Origin of the sequence: Streptomyces sodiiphilus (assembly GCF_039529215.1) — a bacterium.
Lineage (GTDB): Bacteria > Actinomycetota > Actinomycetes > Streptomycetales > Streptomycetaceae > Streptomyces > Streptomyces sodiiphilus.
In genome coordinates this window covers 37542-56575 of sequence record NZ_BAAAMJ010000052.1, presented here as the reverse complement: position 1 = coordinate 56575, position 19034 = coordinate 37542, and the positions used below count along the sequence as shown (strand labels likewise).

Here is a 19034-nt window from a genome sequence, read left to right as displayed (position 1 = left end):
CTCCCGGAGGTGTGCTACGGTAGTTTTAGTTGCAGTTTTGGTACCCATGAAACTTTGTGTGCGCCTGACGGTTTGTGACCAGCAGGCGCATTTTTGTTGTTCCGGTCTCTCCGGATCAGGGTCAATGCGGCGACTCGGATTCCGCAAAGTGCGGTTTCCGTCCTGCCCCCTTATGTGGAGGAGATCATTATGGCTACTGGCACCGTGAAGTGGTTCAACGCGGAAAAGGGCTTCGGCTTCATCGAGCAGGACGGCGGCGGCGCCGACGTCTTCGCCCACTACTCGAACATCGCCGCCCAGGGCTTCCGCGAGCTGCACGAGGGTCAGAAGGTGAACTTCGACGTGACCCAGGGCCAGAAGGGCCCGCAGGCCGAGAACATCGTTCCCGCCTGATCACGCAGCAGCACAGCCGGGGCCCGCACCTGTTGGGTGCGGGCCCCGGCCCGTGCCACGGACCGCCACGTCCGTCCAGGCCGCCGGGCCCGACGCCCCCGGCCGGCGCCGCCCCGCGCGGCGCACTCCGTGCAATCGGTTCGTTCTTGCGATTCCTCGCCGCCCGCTGCGCGAGGTCTTCCCGGGCACGTGCCGCCCCGAGGAAGGAAAGCCGGCATGAACCGCCGCACCCGCACACCCGGTAATCGTCACCGCTCCGGCCGTCCGGCCGGATCCGGATCCGCCCGGGGCCGTGCCCCGTCCCGCCCCTCCGGCGAATTCGCACTGCCGGTCTCCACCACCCCCGCGCTTCCCCCGGTCGAGTCGTTCTCCGACCTGGATCTGCCGCCCGTGGTGCTGGAGACCCTCACCCACGAGGGAGTGAGCGTGCCGTTCCCGATCCAGGGAGCCACGCTGCCCAACTCGCTGGCCGGACGGGACGTCCTGGGCCGCGGCCGCACCGGGTCGGGCAAGACCCTCGCCTTCGGCCTGGCCCTGCTGGCCCGCACTGCCGGACAGCGCGCCGAACCGCACCGGCCGCTGGCGCTGGTGCTCGTCCCCACCCGGGAACTCGCCCAGCAGGTCACCGACGCCCTCACCCCCTACGCCCGCGCCCTGCGGCTGCGGACGGCCACCGTGGTCGGCGGCATGTCCATCGGCCGCCAGGCGAGCGCGCTGCGCGGCGGCGCCGAACTGCTGGTGGCCACCCCCGGACGGCTCAAGGACCTCATCCAGCGCGGCGACTGCCGGCTCGACGACGTGCGGATCACCGTCCTGGACGAGGCCGACCAGATGGCCGACATGGGCTTCCTTCCGCAGGTCACCGCGCTCCTGCAGCAGGTGCGCGCGGACGGCCAGCGGATGCTGTTCTCCGCCACCCTGGACCGCAATGTCGACCAGCTGGTGCGCCGCTTCCTGACCGACCCCGTCGTGCACTCCGTGGACCCCTCGGCGGGCGCGGTCACCACGATGGAGCACCATGTGCTGCACATCGGCCAGGACGACAAGCGCCTCACCACCCGGCGCATCGCCGCCCGCGACGAGCGGGTCATCATGTTCCTGGACACCAAGCACGCGGTGGACCGGCTGACCAAGGACCTGCTGGCCAACGGCGTGCGGGCCGCGGCCCTGCACGGCGGGAAGTCGCAGCCCCAGCGCAACCGCACCCTCGGCCACTTCAAGACCGGGCACGTCACCGTCCTGGTCGCCACCAATGTCGCGGCCCGCGGCATCCACATCGACGACCTGGACCTGGTCGTCAACGTGGACCCGCCCACCGACCACAAGGACTACCTGCACCGCAGCGGACGCACCGCGCGCGCCGGGGCGTCCGGCAAGGTCGTCACCCTGGTGCTGCCCGAGCAGCGCCGCGAGATGAGCCGGCTGATGAACCACGCGGGCATCACCGCGCAGACCGTGCGGCTTCAGCCCGGCGACGAGGAACTGCACCGGATCACCGGCGCCAAGGACCCCTCCGGCGTGCCCGTCACGGTGACCGTGCCGGCCGTCCAGGCGTCCGCCAGGAGCGGCTCCACCGGGCGCGGACGGCGCCGCCGTCCGGCCGCGGCCACCTCCGGCCGGGCGGGCACCGCGCGCTCCGGCGGTGGCCGGGCCGCGTTCTCCGAGCGGTCCGGCGGACGCCGCCGGGCGGCCTGAACCGTCCGGCACCACACCTCGCGGCACTCGCCGCACCCCGCCGGCCCCGGAGCGCCTCCGCTCCGGGGCCGGCTCGCGCCGCCGGGGGTTCACGCGCCGTAGGCGCGTTTCCAGCGGGCCCGGTGCCTGCGGTCGCCCTGCCCGGCGCCGCCGAGGGCGATCAGCATCTCCAGCGGCGTGCCGTCGTTCCACAGCTCCAGCAGGTCCCGGTTCACGGCCACGATGCCGTGCGCCGCGGCCAGATCCTGGGCCGGCTTGCCGAACCGGCAGGTCGTCACGAACAGCGCGACGTCCGCCCGGTGGTGGAGCCGTGCGGTACCGACGAGCTTCTGCATGTCGTCGCGGGGCACGCTGCCGCCCGGCGCGTCGTGCGCGCACTGCACGACCAGCAGCCGCCCGTCCGGCAGCCGCCCGGTGACGTCCGCCACCAGGTCTCCCGGCCTGCCGCTGACCTGTACGCGCGTGCAGCCGTCCCGGCGGCACAACCACGCGACGCAGCGCGCGAAGTCCTGCCGGGACATCGCGTCCATCTCGGGCAGCGACCGCTGCCCCGCCGCGAGGTGGTCCTCCTCCCGCCCCTGCCGGTCCGCCCGGCGGCGCCGGCGGCCGGCCCGCCACAGCCACCACCCCGCCGCGCCCGCGGCGGACAGTGCCACCGCCCCCAGCAGGAGCGGCCACCGGCCCGCGCGGTCCACCCAGATCAGCAGGGCGACCAGCACGCCCGCGCCCCCCAGGGTCTCCCGCCGCCCGACCCGACCGGCCATCGTGCCCTCCCCGCTCCCGCCCGGCCCGCCCTGCCCCCGCGCCGCCTGCTGACAAGTGTGGTCATTCACGGGCGGGTTGGGAAGAATGCCCCGGGTGCGCGCTCGGGGTGCGCGGCCCCGGCCGTACGCCCGGGCTCAGGCGCCCCGGCCGGCGGTCTCCGCAGCCGGCAGCGCCAGCAGCCCGGCGGCGGCCACCGGAGCGGCGAGCACCAGCCCCCAGGCGCTCTCGGCCAGCACCGCGTTGAGGGCGCCCGCCAGCGGTCCGGCGGTGAGACTGAAGGGGACGCGGTGCTTGCGCAGCCACCGCCCCACCGGCCTCGCGGCCGCCCGCCGGGCCTGTCTGCGGGCCACCATCAGCACGGCTGTCCACACCAGCACGAGCAGGAAGAGCACGGCATTCTCCGTCCGGCCGCGCGGGGGCGGCCCGCAGGGGGAACGACCCGGGACGGCCCCCCGGGTCCACGGCACGATGCTCCCACGCGGCTCACGCCGGGCGCTGCGGGTACGACGAGGTGACGGCCGCGACGGCGCGGGCCCGCTGGAGCACCTCGTCCTCGGCCCGCACCGGCCGGTAGACGGCCAGCACTCCCTGCCGCTTGTCCAGCACCAGGGAGTCCGGGACCGGTGCCGACTCGCCGTCGTAGGCCAGGGTCCTGATCCCCCGCAGACCGGACAGCCGCAGCCGGGGCAGCCGGGTGGCCGTGTACACCCGGGACCTGCCCAGGGTCCCGGTCAGGGCGGAGAGCACCACCCGGGTGCGGGCCAGCGGCTTGTCGCCGTCGATGGTCCGGATGTCGAGCAGCCCGTCGTCCAGATGGGTGCGGTGCGCCGGGGCGAACCCCTCCGGGGAGTACAGCCCGTTGCCCGCGAAGAGCAGCCACAGCCGGTGCGGACGCCCGTTGATCTCCAGCTCCACCGGCCGGGCCGTGCTCAGCAGCCGGGCCAGGGACACCGCCGCCGAGGGCCACTTGCCCAGTCGGCCCTCCAGCGCCTCCCGCATTCGCACCAGCTCCGGATACAGGCCGATGCTGAAGGTGTTGACGAAGTGCACCGTCTCCCCGGAGGCCCCGCCGGCCGGGCGGGCGCGGGCCAGGTCCGAGGCGATCGCCTCGCCGGCGGTGACGGCCCGGGTGGCGTCCTCGAAGCTCTGCACACCGAGGTCGAGGGCGAAGTGGTTCAGCGTGCCGCAGGGAAAGACGGCCAGCGCCAGACCGTGGGCGGCGGCCCGCTGCGCGGCGGCGTTGACGCTGCCGTCCCCGCCGCAGATGCCCAGGGCCCCGCCGGCCGCGGCGGCCCTCAGCGCGGCCCGGTCGAGCGTCGCGGCCAGGTCCTCGCCGGGGCCGCACTCCATGATCTCGGCGGACGGCAGCAGCATCCGCAGCCGCTCGCCGGCGGTGAGAAGCTGCGCGGTGGTGCCGGAGCCCGACCCGGAGTTGATCACCACGACCAGGCCGGCGCCCTCCGGCAGCGCGGGGGCCGCGGCCCGGTGGTGCACGGACAGGTCGCGCTCGGGGCGCGGGGGCCACCAGCGGCAGGTCAGTACGGCGGCCGTGATGCCCAGCGCGCAGCCGGCCAGCACGTCGCCGGGGTAGTGCACGCCCACGTAGACGCGGGAGGCGGCCACCGCCGCGGCCACCGGGATGACCAGTGCCCCGTACCGCGTGGACTCCAGGGCCACGCCGGTGGCGAACGCCGCCGCGGAGGCGGCGTGCCCGGAGGGAAAGGAACTGGTCGCCGGCTGCCGGGTGAGCTGCCGGACGGCCGGGACGATGTCGAGCAGCGGCCGCTTGCGGCGGGTGGCGTACTTCATGATCGTGTTGGTGGTGAGGGAGGCCACCGCCAGTGCGCCGAGCCCGCGCCGGGCGGCGCGCCGGGCGGTCGGGCCGCCCACCGCGGACAGCGCCGCCGCGGTACCCAGCCACAGGCGTCCCTGATCGGCCGCCCGGCTCAGGCGGGGCAGCGCGGCCTCGACGCCGCGCAGCCGGGAGGTGGCGACCCGCTCGAACAGCCGTCGGTCCAGATGGTGCGTGCGCCCCATGCCGTCGTCTCCCTCGCCTCTCGGCCCGCCGGTGCGTGCGGTCCTGTGTCACGTTCCCGGGCCGGGTGCGCCGGGACGGGAGGCTCCTACCCAGCGCGGCGGAACGGACCCCCGGCAGCCGCATCCGGCGCCGGCGGCCCGCACGAGTGGTGCGCGAGGGGCGCGGGGCACGAAGCGGGGCCGGAGAGGTGGCCGAGTTGCGGGGGACCGCCGAGGCGCCCGGTCGGGCATGATGTTGCTGCCCATCGCCCGCGCACGGAAGGCAGTACCGTGATCCGCTCATCTCGACGTCTGGCAGCCGTCCTGCTCTGTCTCGGGCTGGCGACCGCCGCCTGCGGCAGTGACTCCGAACCGGACGAGTCCGCCCGGGACACCGCCGGACAGGAACAGCAGGACCAGCAGGACCAGGGGGAGGACGAGGCCGCGGAGGGGGCGGAGGCCCCCGAGTTCCCGGACGCCTCGGACGCCACCGGCGCGACCCTGCACACCAGCGAGGGCGACATCGTCCTCACGCTCTTCCCGGAGCAGGCCCCGGACACCGTGGCCAACTTCGTGGGCCTCGCCGAGGGCACCATCGCATGGGAGGGTCAGGAGGACGGCGAGCCGCTGTACGACGGCACGATCTTCCACCGGGTGATCGGCGGTTTCATGATCCAGGGCGGCGACCCGGAGGGCACGGGGCGGGGCGGCCCCGGGTACCGGTTCGGGGACGAGTTCGACGAGGAGCTGACGTTCGACGAGCCCTACCTGCTGGCCATGGCCAACGCCGGCCCGGGGACCAACGGCTCGCAGTTCTTCATCACCGTCGCGCCCACCCCGCACCTGGACCAGCGGCACACCATCTTCGGTGAGGTCGCCGACGAGGAGAGCAAGAAGGTGGTGGACGCCATCGCGACCACCGCCACCGGCCCCGACGACCGGCCCGAGCAGGACGTCGTCATCGAGTCGGTGACGGTGGACCGGGCCTGACCGCCCGGTCCGCACGCCGGACACAGCGGGCCTCCGCGGTGCTCACCGCGGGGGCCCGCTGCCGTGCGAGTTCCTCGCCGGTTCAGCAGGTGTTGCGAGGGCTGTTGTGGAAGGTGAGGTTGCGGTAGGTGATGTTCTGGCCGCAGGGGTTCTCGTTGAGTGCGGAGTTGGTGAGGGTGAGGTTCTGGAGGGTGATGTCGCGGGTGACGGGGAATTCGCTGCGGGCGGCCAGGCGGATGTCGCCGGGGCCGGAGACGGTGCCGCCCTGGGCGGCGAGGTTCACGTTGTAGCAGTTCTCGATGAGGATGGCGTTGCTGCCGGTGTTCGCGATATCGATCCGGTCGATGGTCACCCCGCCGCTCTCGGAGACGCAGAAGATGCCGCGTCCGCCGCCGCGGGCGATGACCTCGCCGACCCGGATGTTGGTGGGGTAGGAGTTGCCGACGCGGCCGTTGCGGTTGGCCATCCGGAACGCGGCGTAGCCGGTGCCGGTGCCCGCGCCCTGGGCGTCGACGCGGGCGACGGTGGCGTTGACGGTGTCGTTGAGCAGCAGTCCGGAGTAGCCGGTGTTGCGGGCGGTGACGGTGCCGATGGTCAGCCCGTCCAGACCGTAGGTCTCCACTCCGTGGTTGTTGGTACCCGACACGTACACCGAGTCGATGCGCACGTTGGTGGTGCGCCGGGAGCGGTCGGCGTGGTTGTCGATGCGCACGCCCAGACCGGTGGACAGCCGCAGGTCGATGGCGCCCAGGTGGATGTCGCTGCCGTTGCGGAAGAACACCCCGAACCAGGGGCTGCCGGTCACCGTCAGGTGCGGCACCGAGACGTCGGTGACGTTCCGGCCGCGGACCACCGCGTGGTCACCGCCGGGGGTCCCGGTCACATGGATCGTGCCGCACACCTCCAGCGAGGTGTGACTGGGCAGATCCAGCGACTGGTTCGCCGGCACCGAACCCGACCCGCGCACCACCACCCGCTCCTGGCTGCCACGGCCCGGCGTCAGCGCACCCACCGCTGCCCGCATCGCCTCCAGCATGCTCGACCCGCTGTAGACCGTGCCACCGCCACGACGCGCGGTCCAGGTGCTCCCGCTCTGCGTCACCTCCGCGTGGAACGACCCCGACCCGCACTGGCCGTTCCCACCGTCCCCGCCGCCGTCGGCGCGGACGAGGCGCCACTGCTGGTTCCAGCCGCCCAGGTCGGTGTACTGGGAGATGCGGGCGCCGTCGGCCCCGGACCACTCCCACACGTCCAGGGCCTTGCCGCTGAGACGGTTGACCAAGCGGTGGTAGCCCTCACCGGAGTCCTCGATGCGGAAGTGCTGGTTGGGGCTGTTCATGTCTGTCCACTGGACGATCCGGGCGCCGTTCTCGGTGCTGTGCTCGAAGACGTCCAGCACCTTGCCCGAGTGCCGGGCCTGGATGCGGTAGTAGCCGCCGCCGGCGTCCAGGAAGCGGAACTGCTGGTTGGTGGCGTCGCTCCGGGCGTACTGGACCAGGTCCGCGCCGTCGTTCTGCGAACGGCCCTGGATGTCCATGACCTTGCCCGAGTGCCGGGACTGAAGGACGTAGTAGGCGCCGGTCTCCACCGGCTGCGCGTGACCGGGGGCGGCCACCAGCAGGCTGAACAGCACAGCGGTGACGGTCGCGGCGGCGACGGTGATCCAGCCGCGTCGTCTGCGCGGGGAAGGGGGCATGCCGGACTTCCTTTCCGGGCGGGGTCGGCGGCCGCCCGGCCGGGCCCGGCCGCCACTGGGAGGACACCAGGCGTCGGGCGGCTCGACCGGGTGGGAAGGAAGGGGAGAGCGTGGGAGCGCTCCCGTGTGCGTGTTGAAACGTAACAATAGGTCATGCTCGCGTCAATCGGGTGAATGGCCGGTCCTGTGTCCCGGGGCCGGCGCGGAAGCTCGGCTCACCCGCCCGGCGGCCCTGCGGTGGTGGCCTCCCGTTCCGGGTGGTGGGGTGGAAACCCAGCACCGGACCCGAAAGGCCCCGACATGAACCGTGTTCCCCGCCCGGCTGCCGCGGCGCTGGCCGCCGGCGTGCTGTGGCTGACCACGGCGTGCGGCGAGGACAGGAGCGACCCGAAGTACGGGAGTCCCGCCGAACCGACGGCCGCGGAACCGACCGGTGCCGACGACCGCGCGGTGACCGAGGCCCAGGCCCGTGCGGCACTGATCACCGACGAGGACCTGCCCGGCCAGTGGTCACCGGCCGACGACGGAGGGACCCCGGCGGGCCGCATGCTGCGGGGCAAGGCCGGAGCGGCGGCCTGCCACGACCTGATCAGCGGCCTGCGGGACAACGACGTCGTCGGTCCCGGCTCGGGGGCGACCGCGGACCGCACCTTCCGCGGCGGCGACAGCACCCTGTCCTACCAGGTGGCCGCCTACCAGGAGGAGGCCGCCGTCCAGGGCCTGGAGCGGATCAAGCGGCTCCCCGCCAAGTGCGACGACTTCACGCTGACCGACGCGCACGGCCACCGGGCGACCGCGCAGGTCACCGGGGTCTCCCTGCCGGACACCGGAGACGATTCGGCAGGGGTGCGGATGGTCCTGGACACCGAGGTGGAAGGGCTGGCGGCCACCCTCACCCTGGAGGTGGCCGCGGTCCGTGTCGGCCCCAACGTCCTCACCGTCGTCAACGGAGGGCTGGACGGCGCCGACGAGGAGGCCACCCGGACCGCCGTGGACACCGGTACCGACCGGTTGCGCGAGGTCATGGACGGCGGCACCCCCAGGAGCACACCGGGCGAGTTCGACTGACGGGCCCGGCCCGCCGTGCCCCTCCGGGCCCCGGGGCGCGGCGGGCCGGGCGGCGCCTCAGCCGGTCTCGGGGACCATCAGCCGGCCCAGCAGATCGTCCAGCGAGATCAGACCCGTCAGACGTCCGTCCGCGTCCCGCACCACCGCCAGCGAGGCCCGGCGGTGCCGCAACTGCTCCACCGCGTGGGCGACGGTGTCCTGAGCCGTCAGCTCCGGCACCGGGCGGGCCAGCCGCCCGGCGCTGACCGTCTGCCGGCCGGCGCTCGCGACCAGAGCGTCCCGCGCGTGCACCGAGCCCAGGACCGTGTCCCCGTCCCGGACCAGCAGCCGGGTGTGGTTGCTCGACGCTGCGGCCGCCAGGATCTCGTCGGGCCCGGCCGCGGCGGACACGTGCGCGATGTCCTCGGCCGGCACCTGTATGTCCCCGACCGGGCTCTGCGGCTCGGTCAGTGACCGGGTGATCAGGCCCGAGTCGGCCTCGCTGATCAGTCCGAGCCGCCGGGACTCGTCCACCAGATGGGTCAGCTGCTCCCGGTTGTGCACCGACGTCAGCTCCTCCCTGGGCGTGACCCGGCACATCTTCACCAGGACATTGCTGATCCGGTTGAGCACCCAGATCAGCGGCCTGACCAGCTTGATGATCGCCCGGAACGGCGGTGCCAGCAGCATCGCCGAACGCTCCGGGTGCGAGATCGCCCACGATTTGGGGGCCATCTCCCCGATCACCATGTGCAGCAGCACCACCAGGGTCATCGCGAACACGAACGCGATCACATAGCTCAGCCCGGCCGGCAGCCCGAGCGCCCGCAGGAGCGGGTCCACCTGGTGGGAGACCGCCGGCTTGGAGATGCTGCCGAGACCCAGGGTGCACACGGTGATGCCGAGCTGGGCCCCCGCGAGCATCAAGGACAGCTCCCGCATGCCGTCCAGCGCGGCGCGGGCGCCACGCCTGCCCTGCTCGGCGGCCTGCTCCATGCGGTGGTGCTTCGCGGCGACCAGCGCGAACTCGGCGGCCACGAAGAATCCGCTGCCGACCAGGAGCAGCACGGTCCACAGCGCGGCCATGCCCGGGCTCATGACAGCTGCTCCGCGTGCTCGGACTCCGCGACCTTGGCCACCCGGATGCGTCCGGGCACGTGCCGGTCCAGGCTCAGCACCTCGACCGAGGCCAGGCCCCCGCCGGGCAGCTCCAGCATCAGCCGGTCACCGACCTGCGGAAACCCTCCGAACCGGTCGACGACCAGGCCGGCCACCGTCTCGACATGGTCTTCCTCCGGCAGCTCGAAGCCCAGCGCCTCGGAGACCTCGTCGACCCGCCGGCCGGCGTCCACCGACCAGCCGCCCCGGCCGTCGGCGACCGCCAGCTCGACCACCCGGTCGCACTCGTCGGCGATCTCGCCCACCAGTTCCTCGGCGATGTCCTCCAGCGTCACGATGCCGGTCATCCCGCCGTACTCGTCCAGGACCACCGCGAATTCCTCCCGGCGGGCCTGCATCTGCTCGACGGCCCCGGGCAGCGGCAGGGTGTCCGGCAGCAGCAGCGCCTCCCGGGCCAGCGCGCGGGCGGTGGTCCGCTCCAGGCGCTCGGCGGGCAGCCGCATCAGTTCACGGACCCCGACGACTCCGGTGACGTCGTCGATGCGGTCCCCGACCACCGGGTAGTGCGAGTGGCCCAGCTCGCCGATGAGACGGACCACGTCCGCGGCCGTCGCGCCCGCCCGCACATGGGCGACGTCCACGCGCGGGACCATCACCTCCCCCAGGGTGCGCTCGGAGAACTCCAGGGCGTGATCCAGCAGGTCCGCGGTGGCGCGCGGGAGCTGGCCGTGCTCGCGCGAGGCCCCGATCAGATGACCCAGCTCTTCCAGGGTCGCGCCGTGGTGCAGCTCCTCGATCGGCTCGATGCCGACCCGCCGCAGCAGCCTGTTGGCGGCCGAGTCGAAGATCCGGATCAGCGGTCCGGTGAGCTTCAGATAGACGAGGGTGGAGGAGGCCAGCGACTTGGCCAGCGTCTCCGGCACGGCCAGCGCGAGGTTCTTCGGGGCGAGCTCCCCCAGCACCATCTGGACGGCGGTGGCCGCGGTGAACGCCAGCAGCAGTGCGATGCCGCCGACCGCCTGACCGGGAACGCCGACGGCGGTGAGCAACGGGCTGATGAGCTGTGCCAGGGCCGGTTCGGCGAGGAAGCCGACGATCAGGCCGGTGACGGTGATGCCCAGCTGGGCCCCGGAGAGCATGAACGACAGACGGCCCAGGACCTTCAGCGCGCGGGCCGCGCGCTTGTCGCCGGCCTTCGCCTCACGGGCGAGGGTGATCCGGTCGGCAGCGACGTAGGCGAACTCCTGCGCGACGAAATAGCCGGTCCCGGCCGTGAGAACGACGACGGCCAGCAGACCGAGTGCGGCACTCATCGGACACCACCCCGCCGTGTGCCGCGGTCAGCCCTGAGAGGGCGGGGTGGTCGGGGACTGTGATCCGGAGGGTCCGACGAAGGGACGGACAAGGGGGCTCCTTTCGGCCACGGAAGGGCACCGGGACGGTGCCGAGTGGGTCAACGTGCCGGTGGCCGAAAATGTTCCTGAGCCACCGACTGCAGACACGCCCGTCCATCATGGCGTATCGGGCGCCGCCGCGGCAGTGCTCTTCGCGTATCGCCCGCCCGGCGGGCGTGTCCCCACCGTGGCGCGCCCGGCGCGCGCCCCGACACTCATGACGGGGTGCGCGTCGGCGGGAACCGGCGCGCACCCGTGTGCGGTGCGGGTCGTGGTCAGCCCTGGAGCTCGGCCATCCAGGCCTCGACCTCCTCGGAGCGGCGGGGGAGGGCGGCCGACAGGTTCCGGTTGCCGTCCTCGGTCACCAGGATGTCGTCCTCGATCCGTACCCCGATGCCGCGGTACTCCTCCGGTACCGTCAGGTCGTCCGCCTGGAAGTACAGGCCCGGCTCGACCGTCAGGCACATGCCCGGCTCCAGGGTGCCGTCCGCGTACGCCTCACGGCGGGCGGTGGCGCAGTCGTGCACGTCCATGCCCAGCATGTGGCCGGTGCCGTGCAGCGTCCAGCGGCGCTGCAGGCCGAGCTCCAGCACCCGCTCGACCGGGCCCTCCAGCAGCCCCCAGGCCACCAGCTTCTCGGTCAGGACACGCTGCGCCGCGTCGTGGAAGTCCCGGTACTTCGCGCCCGGGCGGACGGCCGCGATCCCGGCCTCCTGCGCCTCGTAGACGGCGTCGTAGATCTTCCGCTGCAGATCGGTGAACCGCCCGCTGACCGGCAGGGTGCGGGTGATGTCCGCGGTGTACAGGTTCCTGGTCTCCACCCCGGCGTCCATCAGCAGCAGATCGCCGGCGCGCACCGGGCCGTCGTTGCGGACCCAGTGCAAGGTGGTGGCATGCGGCCCGGCGGCGCAGATCGAGCCGTAGCCCACGTCGTTGCCCTCCACCCGGGCGCGCAGGAAGAAGGTGCCCTCCAGATAGCGCTCGGAGGTGGCCTGCGCCTTGTCCAGAGTGCGCACCACGTCCTCGAAGCCGCGCGCGGTGGCCTCGCAGGCGTGGGTCAGCTCGGCGATCTCGAAGTCGTCCTTGACCAGCCGCATCTCGGACAGGAAGGTCTGCAGTTCGGCGTCCCGCTCGGCGGTCACCTTGTCGGTCAGCGCGGCCTCGATGCCCGCGTCGTGGGAGCGGACCACCCGCACCGGCCCGGTGGCCTCCCTCAGACGGTCGGTGAGTGTGCGGACGTCCTTGCAGGGCAGGCCGTAGAGCTGCTCGGCCTCGGTGAGGCTGTGCCGGCGGCCCACCCACAGCTCGCCCTGGCCGCTCAGCCAGAACTCGCCGTTCTCCCGGTCGGAGCGGGGCAGCCGGTAGAGGGTGGCCTCGTGGCCGGAATCGCCGGTGGGCTCCAGCACCAGCACGCTGTCCTCGGTCTGGTCGCCGGTCAGGTAGGCGTACTCCACGGCCGCGCGGAACGGGTAGTCGGTGTCGTTGGAGCGGGTCTTGAGCTTCCCGGCCGGGATGACGAGCCGTTCACCGGGAAAGCGGCGGGACAGCTCGGCGCGGCGGCGCGCGGTGTGCGCGGCCTGCTCGACGGGCTCCAGGCCGCGCAGCTCGGTGTCCGCCCAGCCGCTCTTCATGTTCTCGGCCAGTTCGTCGGAGACGCCGGGGCTCAGACCGTTCTTGCGCGGCGTGGTCGTCCCTTCGGGCTCCACCTCCGGGATCTCCGGGGTCTGCTCCTCGGACACGTCGGTGCCTCCTCGCATGGTGACTGGATGGGTCCGGTCGGGACCGGCTTCCATCGTAGGCGCCGGGCGGCGGCGCGGGACAGGCCGCGGCGGCGGGCGGCGGCCGGGGTCAGAGCCGGACGGCGAGCAGGATGGCGTCCTCGGTCTCCCCCGGGGCCGGGCGGCCGTCCCGGCGCCCGGGCGGCACCGCTTCCAGTACGTGGTCGGCCAGTGCCCCGGGATCCTCGCGGACGCGGGCCGGCGCGCGCTCCGCGGCGTCCTGCAGCCGGGCGAAGGCCCGGTCCATCGGCTCGCCGGTGCGGTGCAGCAGGCCGTCGGTGTAGAAGAGGGCGGTCCGGCCGTCACTGAGGTCGAGCTCGACGCTGGGGGACTCCCAGCAGGCGAGCATGCCCAGCGGTGCGGAGAGCGTGGTCTCGACGAACTCGGCGCCGCCGGGGCCGACGAGCAGCGGCGGGGGCTGTCCGGCGGTGGCCACCACGATGCTGCGGGCGGCCGGCTCCGCGTAGCCGAACAGCGCGGTCGCGGTGCGGCCCGGCTCGGTCACCCGCAGCAGCAGCTCCAGGTCGGACAGCACCGCCACCGGGTCCTCGCCCTCCATCACGGCATAGGCCCGCAGCCCGGCCAGCAGCCGGCCCATCGACGCGACGGCGGCCGGGCCCTCGCCCGGGACGCCGCCCACCGCCAGCCCGAGCGCGTCCTCCGGCAGTGCCATGGCCTCGTAGAAGGCGTTGCCGCCGGCGCTGCCGGGACAGTGCCGGGCCGCCAGCGAGACACCCGGGAGATCGGGGAGCCGGGCGGGGAGCAGGCCGCGGTGCACGGTGCGCAGGTCCGAGCGGGCCCGGGAGAGTTCGAGCTGGTGGGCGATGTGCCGGCCGGCGTGCCGCAGGTAGAGGGCCAGCAGGTTGCGGCGGCGGGCGTCGGGGCGGGCGGGCTCGTCGTACAGCCACACCGCCGCACCGAGACGGCCGGTGCCGTCGCAGGCCAGGGGCAGGGCGTAGCTGGCGGCGAACCCCAGCCGGGCGGCGACCTCCCGGTGCCGCGGGTCCAGGGCGTGGTCGGCGGCGATGTCGAAGTGGCCGGTCTCGGCGGCTTCGCCGAGCGGGGGCTGCCCCGCGTCGGCCGGCCGGGCGCGGGACGCGGAACAGCACGGCACGGTCTCCAGGTCGCCCAGGTCGGACCGGTCCAGGCCGAGGCCGGTGAGGCGTTCCGGGCCCGGCACATCGGAGGAATGCAGGGAGATGAGGCCGCGCCGGGCGCCCGCGATGTGCGCACCGGCGCGCAGCGTCTCGCGCAGGGCCGCGCCGAGGGTGCGGGTGCGCCCCAGACGCTCCGTCAGTTCGTGCAGGGTCGTCAGGTCGGCGATCCAGGAAGCCAGTCGTTCCTGGGGCTCGCCGGGCCGGAAGTCGGCACCCGGACCGGGCCGGCACGGGCCGCCGGTGATCCCCGAGGGGGGCGAAGTCTGGGGCAGGGCGGAGAGCGGCCGGTCGATTCCGGCCACTTTCGGCACAGGAGAGCTGGTCATGCGAAACGGCTTTCAGCCGGGGCGTCTTCGCGCAGCGGCATCGGAGAACCCCCATGTCTCATGCGTCGCCAGGGCGGCATCCGTACCTGCTCGAGCCGGAGAGATGGTGTCCGGCACGTGTCCCTGGCCCCACCGATGATGCCCCTGACCCCCTCCCGCCGCGGGACGACAGGCCGGTGTGCCGTAAGGTTGGCGGAAAAGGACCTTCCCGTGTGAGGGTGCGCGGTCCACTGGGCACCCTCGACGGATGTTCGTACCGGGTGGACGAAGCACTCGGACACGGTAGGGTCCCAAGCCGGCCGGTCGGTCGCCGGAACGGGAGGCCGGAAACCGGCGTCCTACAGGCAGACCGGTGCGAATCTCCGGTGCCGCACCTCAGGCACCGGGCGAGGGCGGGCGACGGACGTTTCGCCACCCTTCGCCAACTGTCCACCGCGCTCCCCGCACCGCACGCTGGGGGAGCCGGCGCGACCCGCTCGACGCGGCGGTCCACGTACCAGGTGGACCGGCCCGTGTGTTCCAGGTGACGTGATCGGCCGGACGCGTTCGTTCCGGCCCTGCAGGCACGAAGGAAAGGAACGAGCGCTGATGCGCGAGATCCTCGGAAAGCGACGACGCTCCCTTCTGGCCCGCCTCCGGGGAGGTGGGGGACCCCGGCCCGAAGCGCCCCCCGCCGCGCCGGCCCGCGCGGTGGCCTGGGGCTGGCCCGTCCTGCCCGGTGCCGGGACACGGCGGGACGGCAGCTGCGGCTGCCCGCGCGGGGCCGACTGCCCGGTTCCCGGGGCGCACCCCGAGGACCCCGGCCTGCTCGCCGCGACCACCGACCCCCGGATGGTCGGCTGGTGGTGGACGTCCCGTCCCCACGCACCGCTGCTGCTGGCCACCGGAGGCCGGGCGCCGTGCGCCCTCAGCCTGCCCGCGGCGGTCGGACCGGCGGCGGTCGCGGAGCTGGCCCGGCGGCACGTCACACCCGGCCCGGTGGTGGCCGGCCCGACCCGGTGGGCCCTGCTGGTCACCCCCTACGAGCTGCCCGAACTCGGCGAGCTGCTCCACGCCCAGGACGGCGTCCCCAGCTCCCTGCGGTTCCACGGGGCCGGCGGTTACCTGCCGCTGCCGCCCTCGGTCACCGCGGCCGGCGGCGTCCGCTGGGAGCGCGAGCCGGTCATGGAGGACGGACGGGTGCTGCTGCCCGGCGCGGCGGAACTGCTCGACGTCCTGGTGGCCGCCGGGACCCTGGCCCCCGACCCGGGCAGCCGGCTGGCCTACTGACCACCCCGCCCCGCCGCGGTCCTTCACCCGGGCGGGTCACGTCCCGCCCGCCGGAGGAGGGGCGCCGGGGCGTCGCGGGGGGCCGGGGGCGGTGGTCCCGGCTACCGTCGGTTCCGGGCCGGGGCACCCCGCCCCGGCCGCGGCGAACCGGGAGGGGGTCCCGACGTGAACCGGACGCCCGAACCGCCGGCGCAGCGCGCGGCGGGCCTCCGCAGGACCGCGCTGGCAAGCGCCGTCGCCCTGATCCTCGCGCTGCCGCTGGCCCTCATGGCGGGCGGCACGCCCCAGCCCCGGGCTCCCCTCTCCCCGCCGGAAGCCGCCCTCGGCCCGGAGCACGGCCCCTACCCCGAGCCCGGCGGCACACCGGGTCCTGCCCTCGACTGCGGCCCGGAACTCACCGCGGCCGGGGTGGCGGCACAGACCTGCGTGCTGACCAAGGACGGCCGGGCCTGGGCGCGCGTCCACTACCGGAACACCACGGGCGGGTCGCTGGACGGCGTCCTCACCCTGCGGCACACCGACGGGCGCACCGTGCGCACCTTCTGTCCGATCGCGGCCGGCGGCCGGCCGGAGGAGTGCGGCACACCGCCCGGGCAGGCTCTGCGGGACGGTCCGGCCGGGGAGTTCACGGCAGTGGCCACGATCACGCGGCCGGGCGGCGAGCGGCTGCTGCGGGCGGGCAGTACCGCCTGAGACGGCACCGGCACCGGGACAGCAGAAAACCCGGTCGCTGGCGACGGGGGATGCACCAGCGACCGGGCTCACTTCAGACGTTAACAACTCCTGGGGCATTCGCAAATCCCACAAGGCCACTTCCCGGCCGAAGAGCCGGTACGGAAGGGCACTTGTGACTGGAATCACTCCTTTGGCGGAGCAGATTCCCGTTCGGCGCGCGCCCGGCGAACGCGGCCTCAGTTCAGCGTGATCTGACGGTTGGTGAGGCCGCTGCGGGCCCGCCGCTCGTCCGCGGTCAGCGGCGCCCGGGTGTCCAGGGCCTCGGCCAGCCGCTCGGCGAACGCGGCCGCGGGCTTCTCGCAGTCCTCGGCCTCCATCGCCCCGGGCAGGTCCCACACCGGCACGGTCAGGCCGTGCGCCCGGAAGGAGCCCACCAGCCGGGTGTCACCGCCCAGCGAGGAGGCGCCCGCGGCGTGCAGCCGCGCCAGCGCGTCGATCAGCGCGTCCTCCGGGTGCGGCATGACCCAGCGCAGGTGGTTCTTCTCCGGGGTCCGGCACCAGTACGCGGCCTCCACGCCGGTCAGCCGGGCCGTCGGGATGGCGGCCTCGTTGGCCCGCTCCAGGGAGGCTGCGACCGGGCCGCCGGCCTGCTCGGCGTCGTCCAGCCAGAACTCGAAGCCGCTGTGCACCTGGGGGACGAACGGCGCGTCCGGGGCCAGCAGATCTTGGAGCCGCGGGCTGCCGGCGGCGGCGCGGCCGGCCGCGACCGGCCGGCCCGGCTCGCCGGTCAGCGCGGTACGCAGCACGTCGGCCAGGTCACGGCTGAGGTCCCCGGTCGCGGTGTCGTTCTGCACCGCCACCAGCACCGCGCCGTCGTCCCTGCGCAGCGCGGGCCAGGCCATCGGGAGCACGGTCGCCAGCGTCAGGGAGGGCACGTCCTCGGGCAGGCCCTCGCGCATCGTCAGCTCGGCGGTGGCGGCCGGGACCAGTTCGCGCAGCGCGACCCAGTCGCACTCACCGGGCAGCCCTTCGAAGGGCCGGCGCACGAGTTCGGTGGCCGCCTGGGCGGCGGCGCGCCCGTGGCACGCCTTGTACCGGCGGCCGGAGCCGCACGGGCAGGGTTCGCGGGCACCGACGACGGGAACCTCACCGTCGGTGATCTGCGGCGTGGCGGCCTTGGTCTGGGGTCGGCGCTTCTTGGCCATGTGTCGCGGGCTCCTGCTCGGATACGGCTGTGTGCCGCCCGAGCCTAACGGCCCCGCGGGGAGAGCACCGCCCATACCGTCACCGCGCCCGACGGGTCACCGTCGTGCACGCCCCAGTCGCTCGCCAGCGAGGTGATGATCGTCAGCCCGCGGCCGCCGCGGGCGGTCACCGAGGGCCTCGACGCCCGCGGCCGGGTGGGTCCCCCGCCGTCGGTCACCGCGACCGTCACCTCACCGTCCCCGTCCTGGCTCCAGGACGCACGCACCCCCTGTTCGTCGTCGAGCGGACGGGCATGCCGGTACGAATTGCTGAGGAGTTCGGAAAGGACCAGAACGGCATCCTCGACGACCGACTCCGGTGCCCCGTTGTCACGTAGTTCCGCGCGCATCCGCCGTCGAGCCGTGCCCACCCCCAACGGACCGTGGGGTACGGACATGGACGACGACGTCGGCACCTGCTGTGTCACCACCAACGCCACCCCCGAGACCTCCTTTGCCCCACGCCATGAGTTCGATGCCCTTACGGTCGACGCCGGAAACCGGCCACGCACCATCTGTTGACGCACTCGTAATGATCGGATACGAAGCGAATGCGCCGGAGCACTCCCGGTTCACCACCCGCGCCATTTCGTCACACCAGTCGGTCCAATTGCTCACGCACAGTCCGCGGGCGGTTCGTGATCAGGGCGTCGACGCCCAGCCGGGCGCACAGTTCCACGTCAGATGGATCATCAACGGTCCACACATGGACCTCATGACCGGCTCGATGTGCACGGGCAACGTACTCCGGGGTGCGGCGCAGCAGCCGGATGCTCGGACCCGCGACGGGGATGCCCACCGGCAGCCGGCCGCTGCGGTACCGAGGCAGAAGAAAGTGCATGAGATAGACCGTGGGCACATGCGGCGCCGCCGCCCGCACCCGCTGCAGCGAGCGCGCCGAGAAGCTCATCACCCGCACCGGTCCCGGCAGCGGGTACCGCCCCAGCAGCTCCAGCAGCCGCTCCTCGACCTGACCGGCCCAGCGGGTGGGGTGCTTGGTCTCGATGGCCAGATCCACCGGCCGTCCGGCGTCGGACACCAGCCGCAGCAGCCGCTCCAGGGTGAGCACCGTGGTGTGCTCGGGGTCCAGGCTGTCCGGGGACTCCGCCGCCACCCCCGACGGGTCCTTCCACGAGCCGAAGTCCAGCTCCGCCAGTTGCGCGAGCTCCATCGTCGAGACCGCGCCGCGGCCGTTGGACGTACGGTTGACCCGGCGGTCGTGCACACACACCAGGTGCCCGTCCGCCGTGAGCCGGACATCGCACTCCAGACCGTCGGCCCCGTCCTGCAGGGCCTTCCGGTAGGCGGCCAGCGTGTGTTCGGGCGCGTCCTCCGACGCCCCCCGGTGAGCGATCACCCGAATGTCGGCAGTCATCGGCTCATGGTGCCATCGCCCGCCCGGCACACGCTTACGCGTCCCTGACGGCGGGTGCGGAAGACTTGACGACACATCCACGGTTCAGCTGAGGA

At 73.7% G+C, this 19034-nt stretch carries 15 protein-coding genes and 3 pseudogenes; 6 read left to right on the top strand and 12 right to left on the bottom strand.

The window, feature by feature from the left end; genetic code table 11:
* The first annotated feature begins 189 nt into the window (after positions 1-189).
* Positions 190-393: a cold-shock protein gene (locus ABD299_RS20250; protein WP_329315148.1), complete on the top strand. Its 204-nt coding sequence runs from the start codon at positions 190-192 to the stop codon at positions 391-393.
* Positions 394-609: 216 nt separating this feature from the next.
* Positions 610-2088 (top strand): DEAD/DEAH box helicase, encoded by a 1479-nt coding sequence (locus ABD299_RS20245; protein ID WP_344264562.1) that lies wholly within the window; start codon positions 610-612, stop codon positions 2086-2088.
* 89 nt (positions 2089-2177) lie between these two features.
* Here the strand turns inward: ABD299_RS20245 and ABD299_RS20240 are convergent, their stop codons facing one another.
* The 3 genes from ABD299_RS20240 to ABD299_RS20230 form a co-directional block, all read right to left on the bottom strand.
* A complete protein-coding gene (locus ABD299_RS20240) occupies positions 2178-2852 on the bottom strand; it encodes a restriction endonuclease (protein WP_344264560.1) in 675 nt (224 codons plus the stop codon).
* 135 nt (positions 2853-2987) lie between these two features.
* Positions 2988-3245 (bottom strand): hypothetical protein, encoded by a 258-nt coding sequence (locus ABD299_RS20235; RefSeq protein WP_344264557.1) that lies wholly within the window; start codon positions 3243-3245, stop codon positions 2988-2990.
* Between the two features lie 91 nt (positions 3246-3336).
* A complete protein-coding gene (locus tag ABD299_RS20230; RefSeq protein ID WP_344264554.1) occupies positions 3337-4890 on the bottom strand; it encodes a bifunctional phosphatase PAP2/diacylglycerol kinase family protein in 1554 nt (517 codons plus the stop codon).
* Between the two features lie 480 nt (positions 4891-5370).
* Between ABD299_RS20230 and ABD299_RS20225 the strand changes: the two genes are divergently transcribed.
* On the top strand, positions 5371-5859 hold the full coding sequence (locus ABD299_RS20225; protein ID WP_344264668.1) for a peptidylprolyl isomerase: 489 nt from the start codon (positions 5371-5373) through the stop codon (positions 5857-5859).
* Positions 5860-5941: 82 nt separating this feature from the next.
* Here the strand turns inward: ABD299_RS20225 and ABD299_RS20220 are convergent.
* Together ABD299_RS20220 and ABD299_RS20215 are read right to left on the bottom strand one after the other, a co-directional pair.
* Positions 5942-7158, bottom strand: a pseudogene (locus tag ABD299_RS20220) (right-handed parallel beta-helix repeat-containing protein).
* Positions 7070-7555, bottom strand: a pseudogene (locus ABD299_RS20215) (RICIN domain-containing protein); the annotation flags it as partial. The pseudogenes ABD299_RS20215 and ABD299_RS20220, both read right to left, overlap by 89 nt.
* Positions 7556-7855: 300 nt before the next feature.
* On the opposite strand from ABD299_RS20215, the gene ABD299_RS20210 reads away from it, so the two are divergent.
* On the top strand, positions 7856-8623 hold the full coding sequence (locus tag ABD299_RS20210) for a hypothetical protein (protein WP_344264551.1): 768 nt from the start codon (positions 7856-7858) through the stop codon (positions 8621-8623).
* 57 nt (positions 8624-8680) lie between these two features.
* Here ABD299_RS20210 and ABD299_RS20205 read toward each other — a convergent pair whose 3' ends face one another.
* From ABD299_RS20205 to ABD299_RS20190, 4 genes are all read right to left on the bottom strand, one after another.
* On the bottom strand, positions 8681-9700 hold the full coding sequence (locus ABD299_RS20205) for a hemolysin family protein (protein ID WP_344264548.1): 1020 nt from the start codon (positions 9698-9700) through the stop codon (positions 8681-8683).
* Complete coding sequence (locus ABD299_RS20200; RefSeq protein WP_344264546.1) at positions 9697-11034, bottom strand: hemolysin family protein; 1338 nt, start codon at positions 11032-11034, stop codon at positions 9697-9699. The genes ABD299_RS20205 and ABD299_RS20200 overlap by 4 nt, the downstream gene beginning before the upstream one ends.
* 356 nt (positions 11035-11390) lie before the next feature.
* Positions 11391-12872, bottom strand: coding sequence for an aminopeptidase P family protein (locus ABD299_RS20195; RefSeq protein WP_425581379.1), 1482 nt, complete (start codon positions 12870-12872; stop codon positions 11391-11393).
* A 91-nt stretch (positions 12873-12963) separates the two neighbouring features.
* Positions 12964-14376: a PP2C family protein-serine/threonine phosphatase gene (locus ABD299_RS20190; RefSeq protein ID WP_344264540.1), complete on the bottom strand. Its 1413-nt coding sequence runs from the start codon at positions 14374-14376 to the stop codon at positions 12964-12966.
* Positions 14377-14964: 588 nt separating this feature from the next.
* Between ABD299_RS20190 and ABD299_RS20185 the strand changes: the two genes are divergently transcribed.
* A complete protein-coding gene (locus ABD299_RS20185; RefSeq protein ID WP_344264537.1) occupies positions 14965-15645 on the top strand; it encodes a bifunctional DNA primase/polymerase in 681 nt (226 codons plus the stop codon).
* Between the two features lie 165 nt (positions 15646-15810).
* The gene (locus tag ABD299_RS20180; protein WP_344264535.1) at positions 15811-16338 is read left to right on the top strand and encodes a hypothetical protein; all 528 of its coding nucleotides are present in this window, start codon (positions 15811-15813) and stop codon (positions 16336-16338) included.
* Positions 16339-16556: 218 nt separating this feature from the next.
* On the opposite strand, the gene ABD299_RS20175 is transcribed toward ABD299_RS20180, so the two are convergent.
* The 3 genes and pseudogenes from ABD299_RS20175 to ABD299_RS20165 form a co-directional block, all read right to left on the bottom strand.
* A complete protein-coding gene (locus tag ABD299_RS20175) occupies positions 16557-17525 on the bottom strand; it encodes a DUF5926 family protein (RefSeq protein WP_344264533.1) in 969 nt (322 codons plus the stop codon).
* A gap of 62 nt (positions 17526-17587) precedes the next feature.
* Positions 17588-18091: pseudogene (locus ABD299_RS20170) on the bottom strand (ATP-binding protein); the annotation flags it as partial.
* A gap of 65 nt (positions 18092-18156) precedes the next feature.
* Positions 18157-18939: a glycerophosphodiester phosphodiesterase gene (locus ABD299_RS20165; RefSeq protein WP_344264530.1), complete on the bottom strand. Its 783-nt coding sequence runs from the start codon at positions 18937-18939 to the stop codon at positions 18157-18159.
* Positions 18940-19034: the final 95 nt, after the last annotated feature.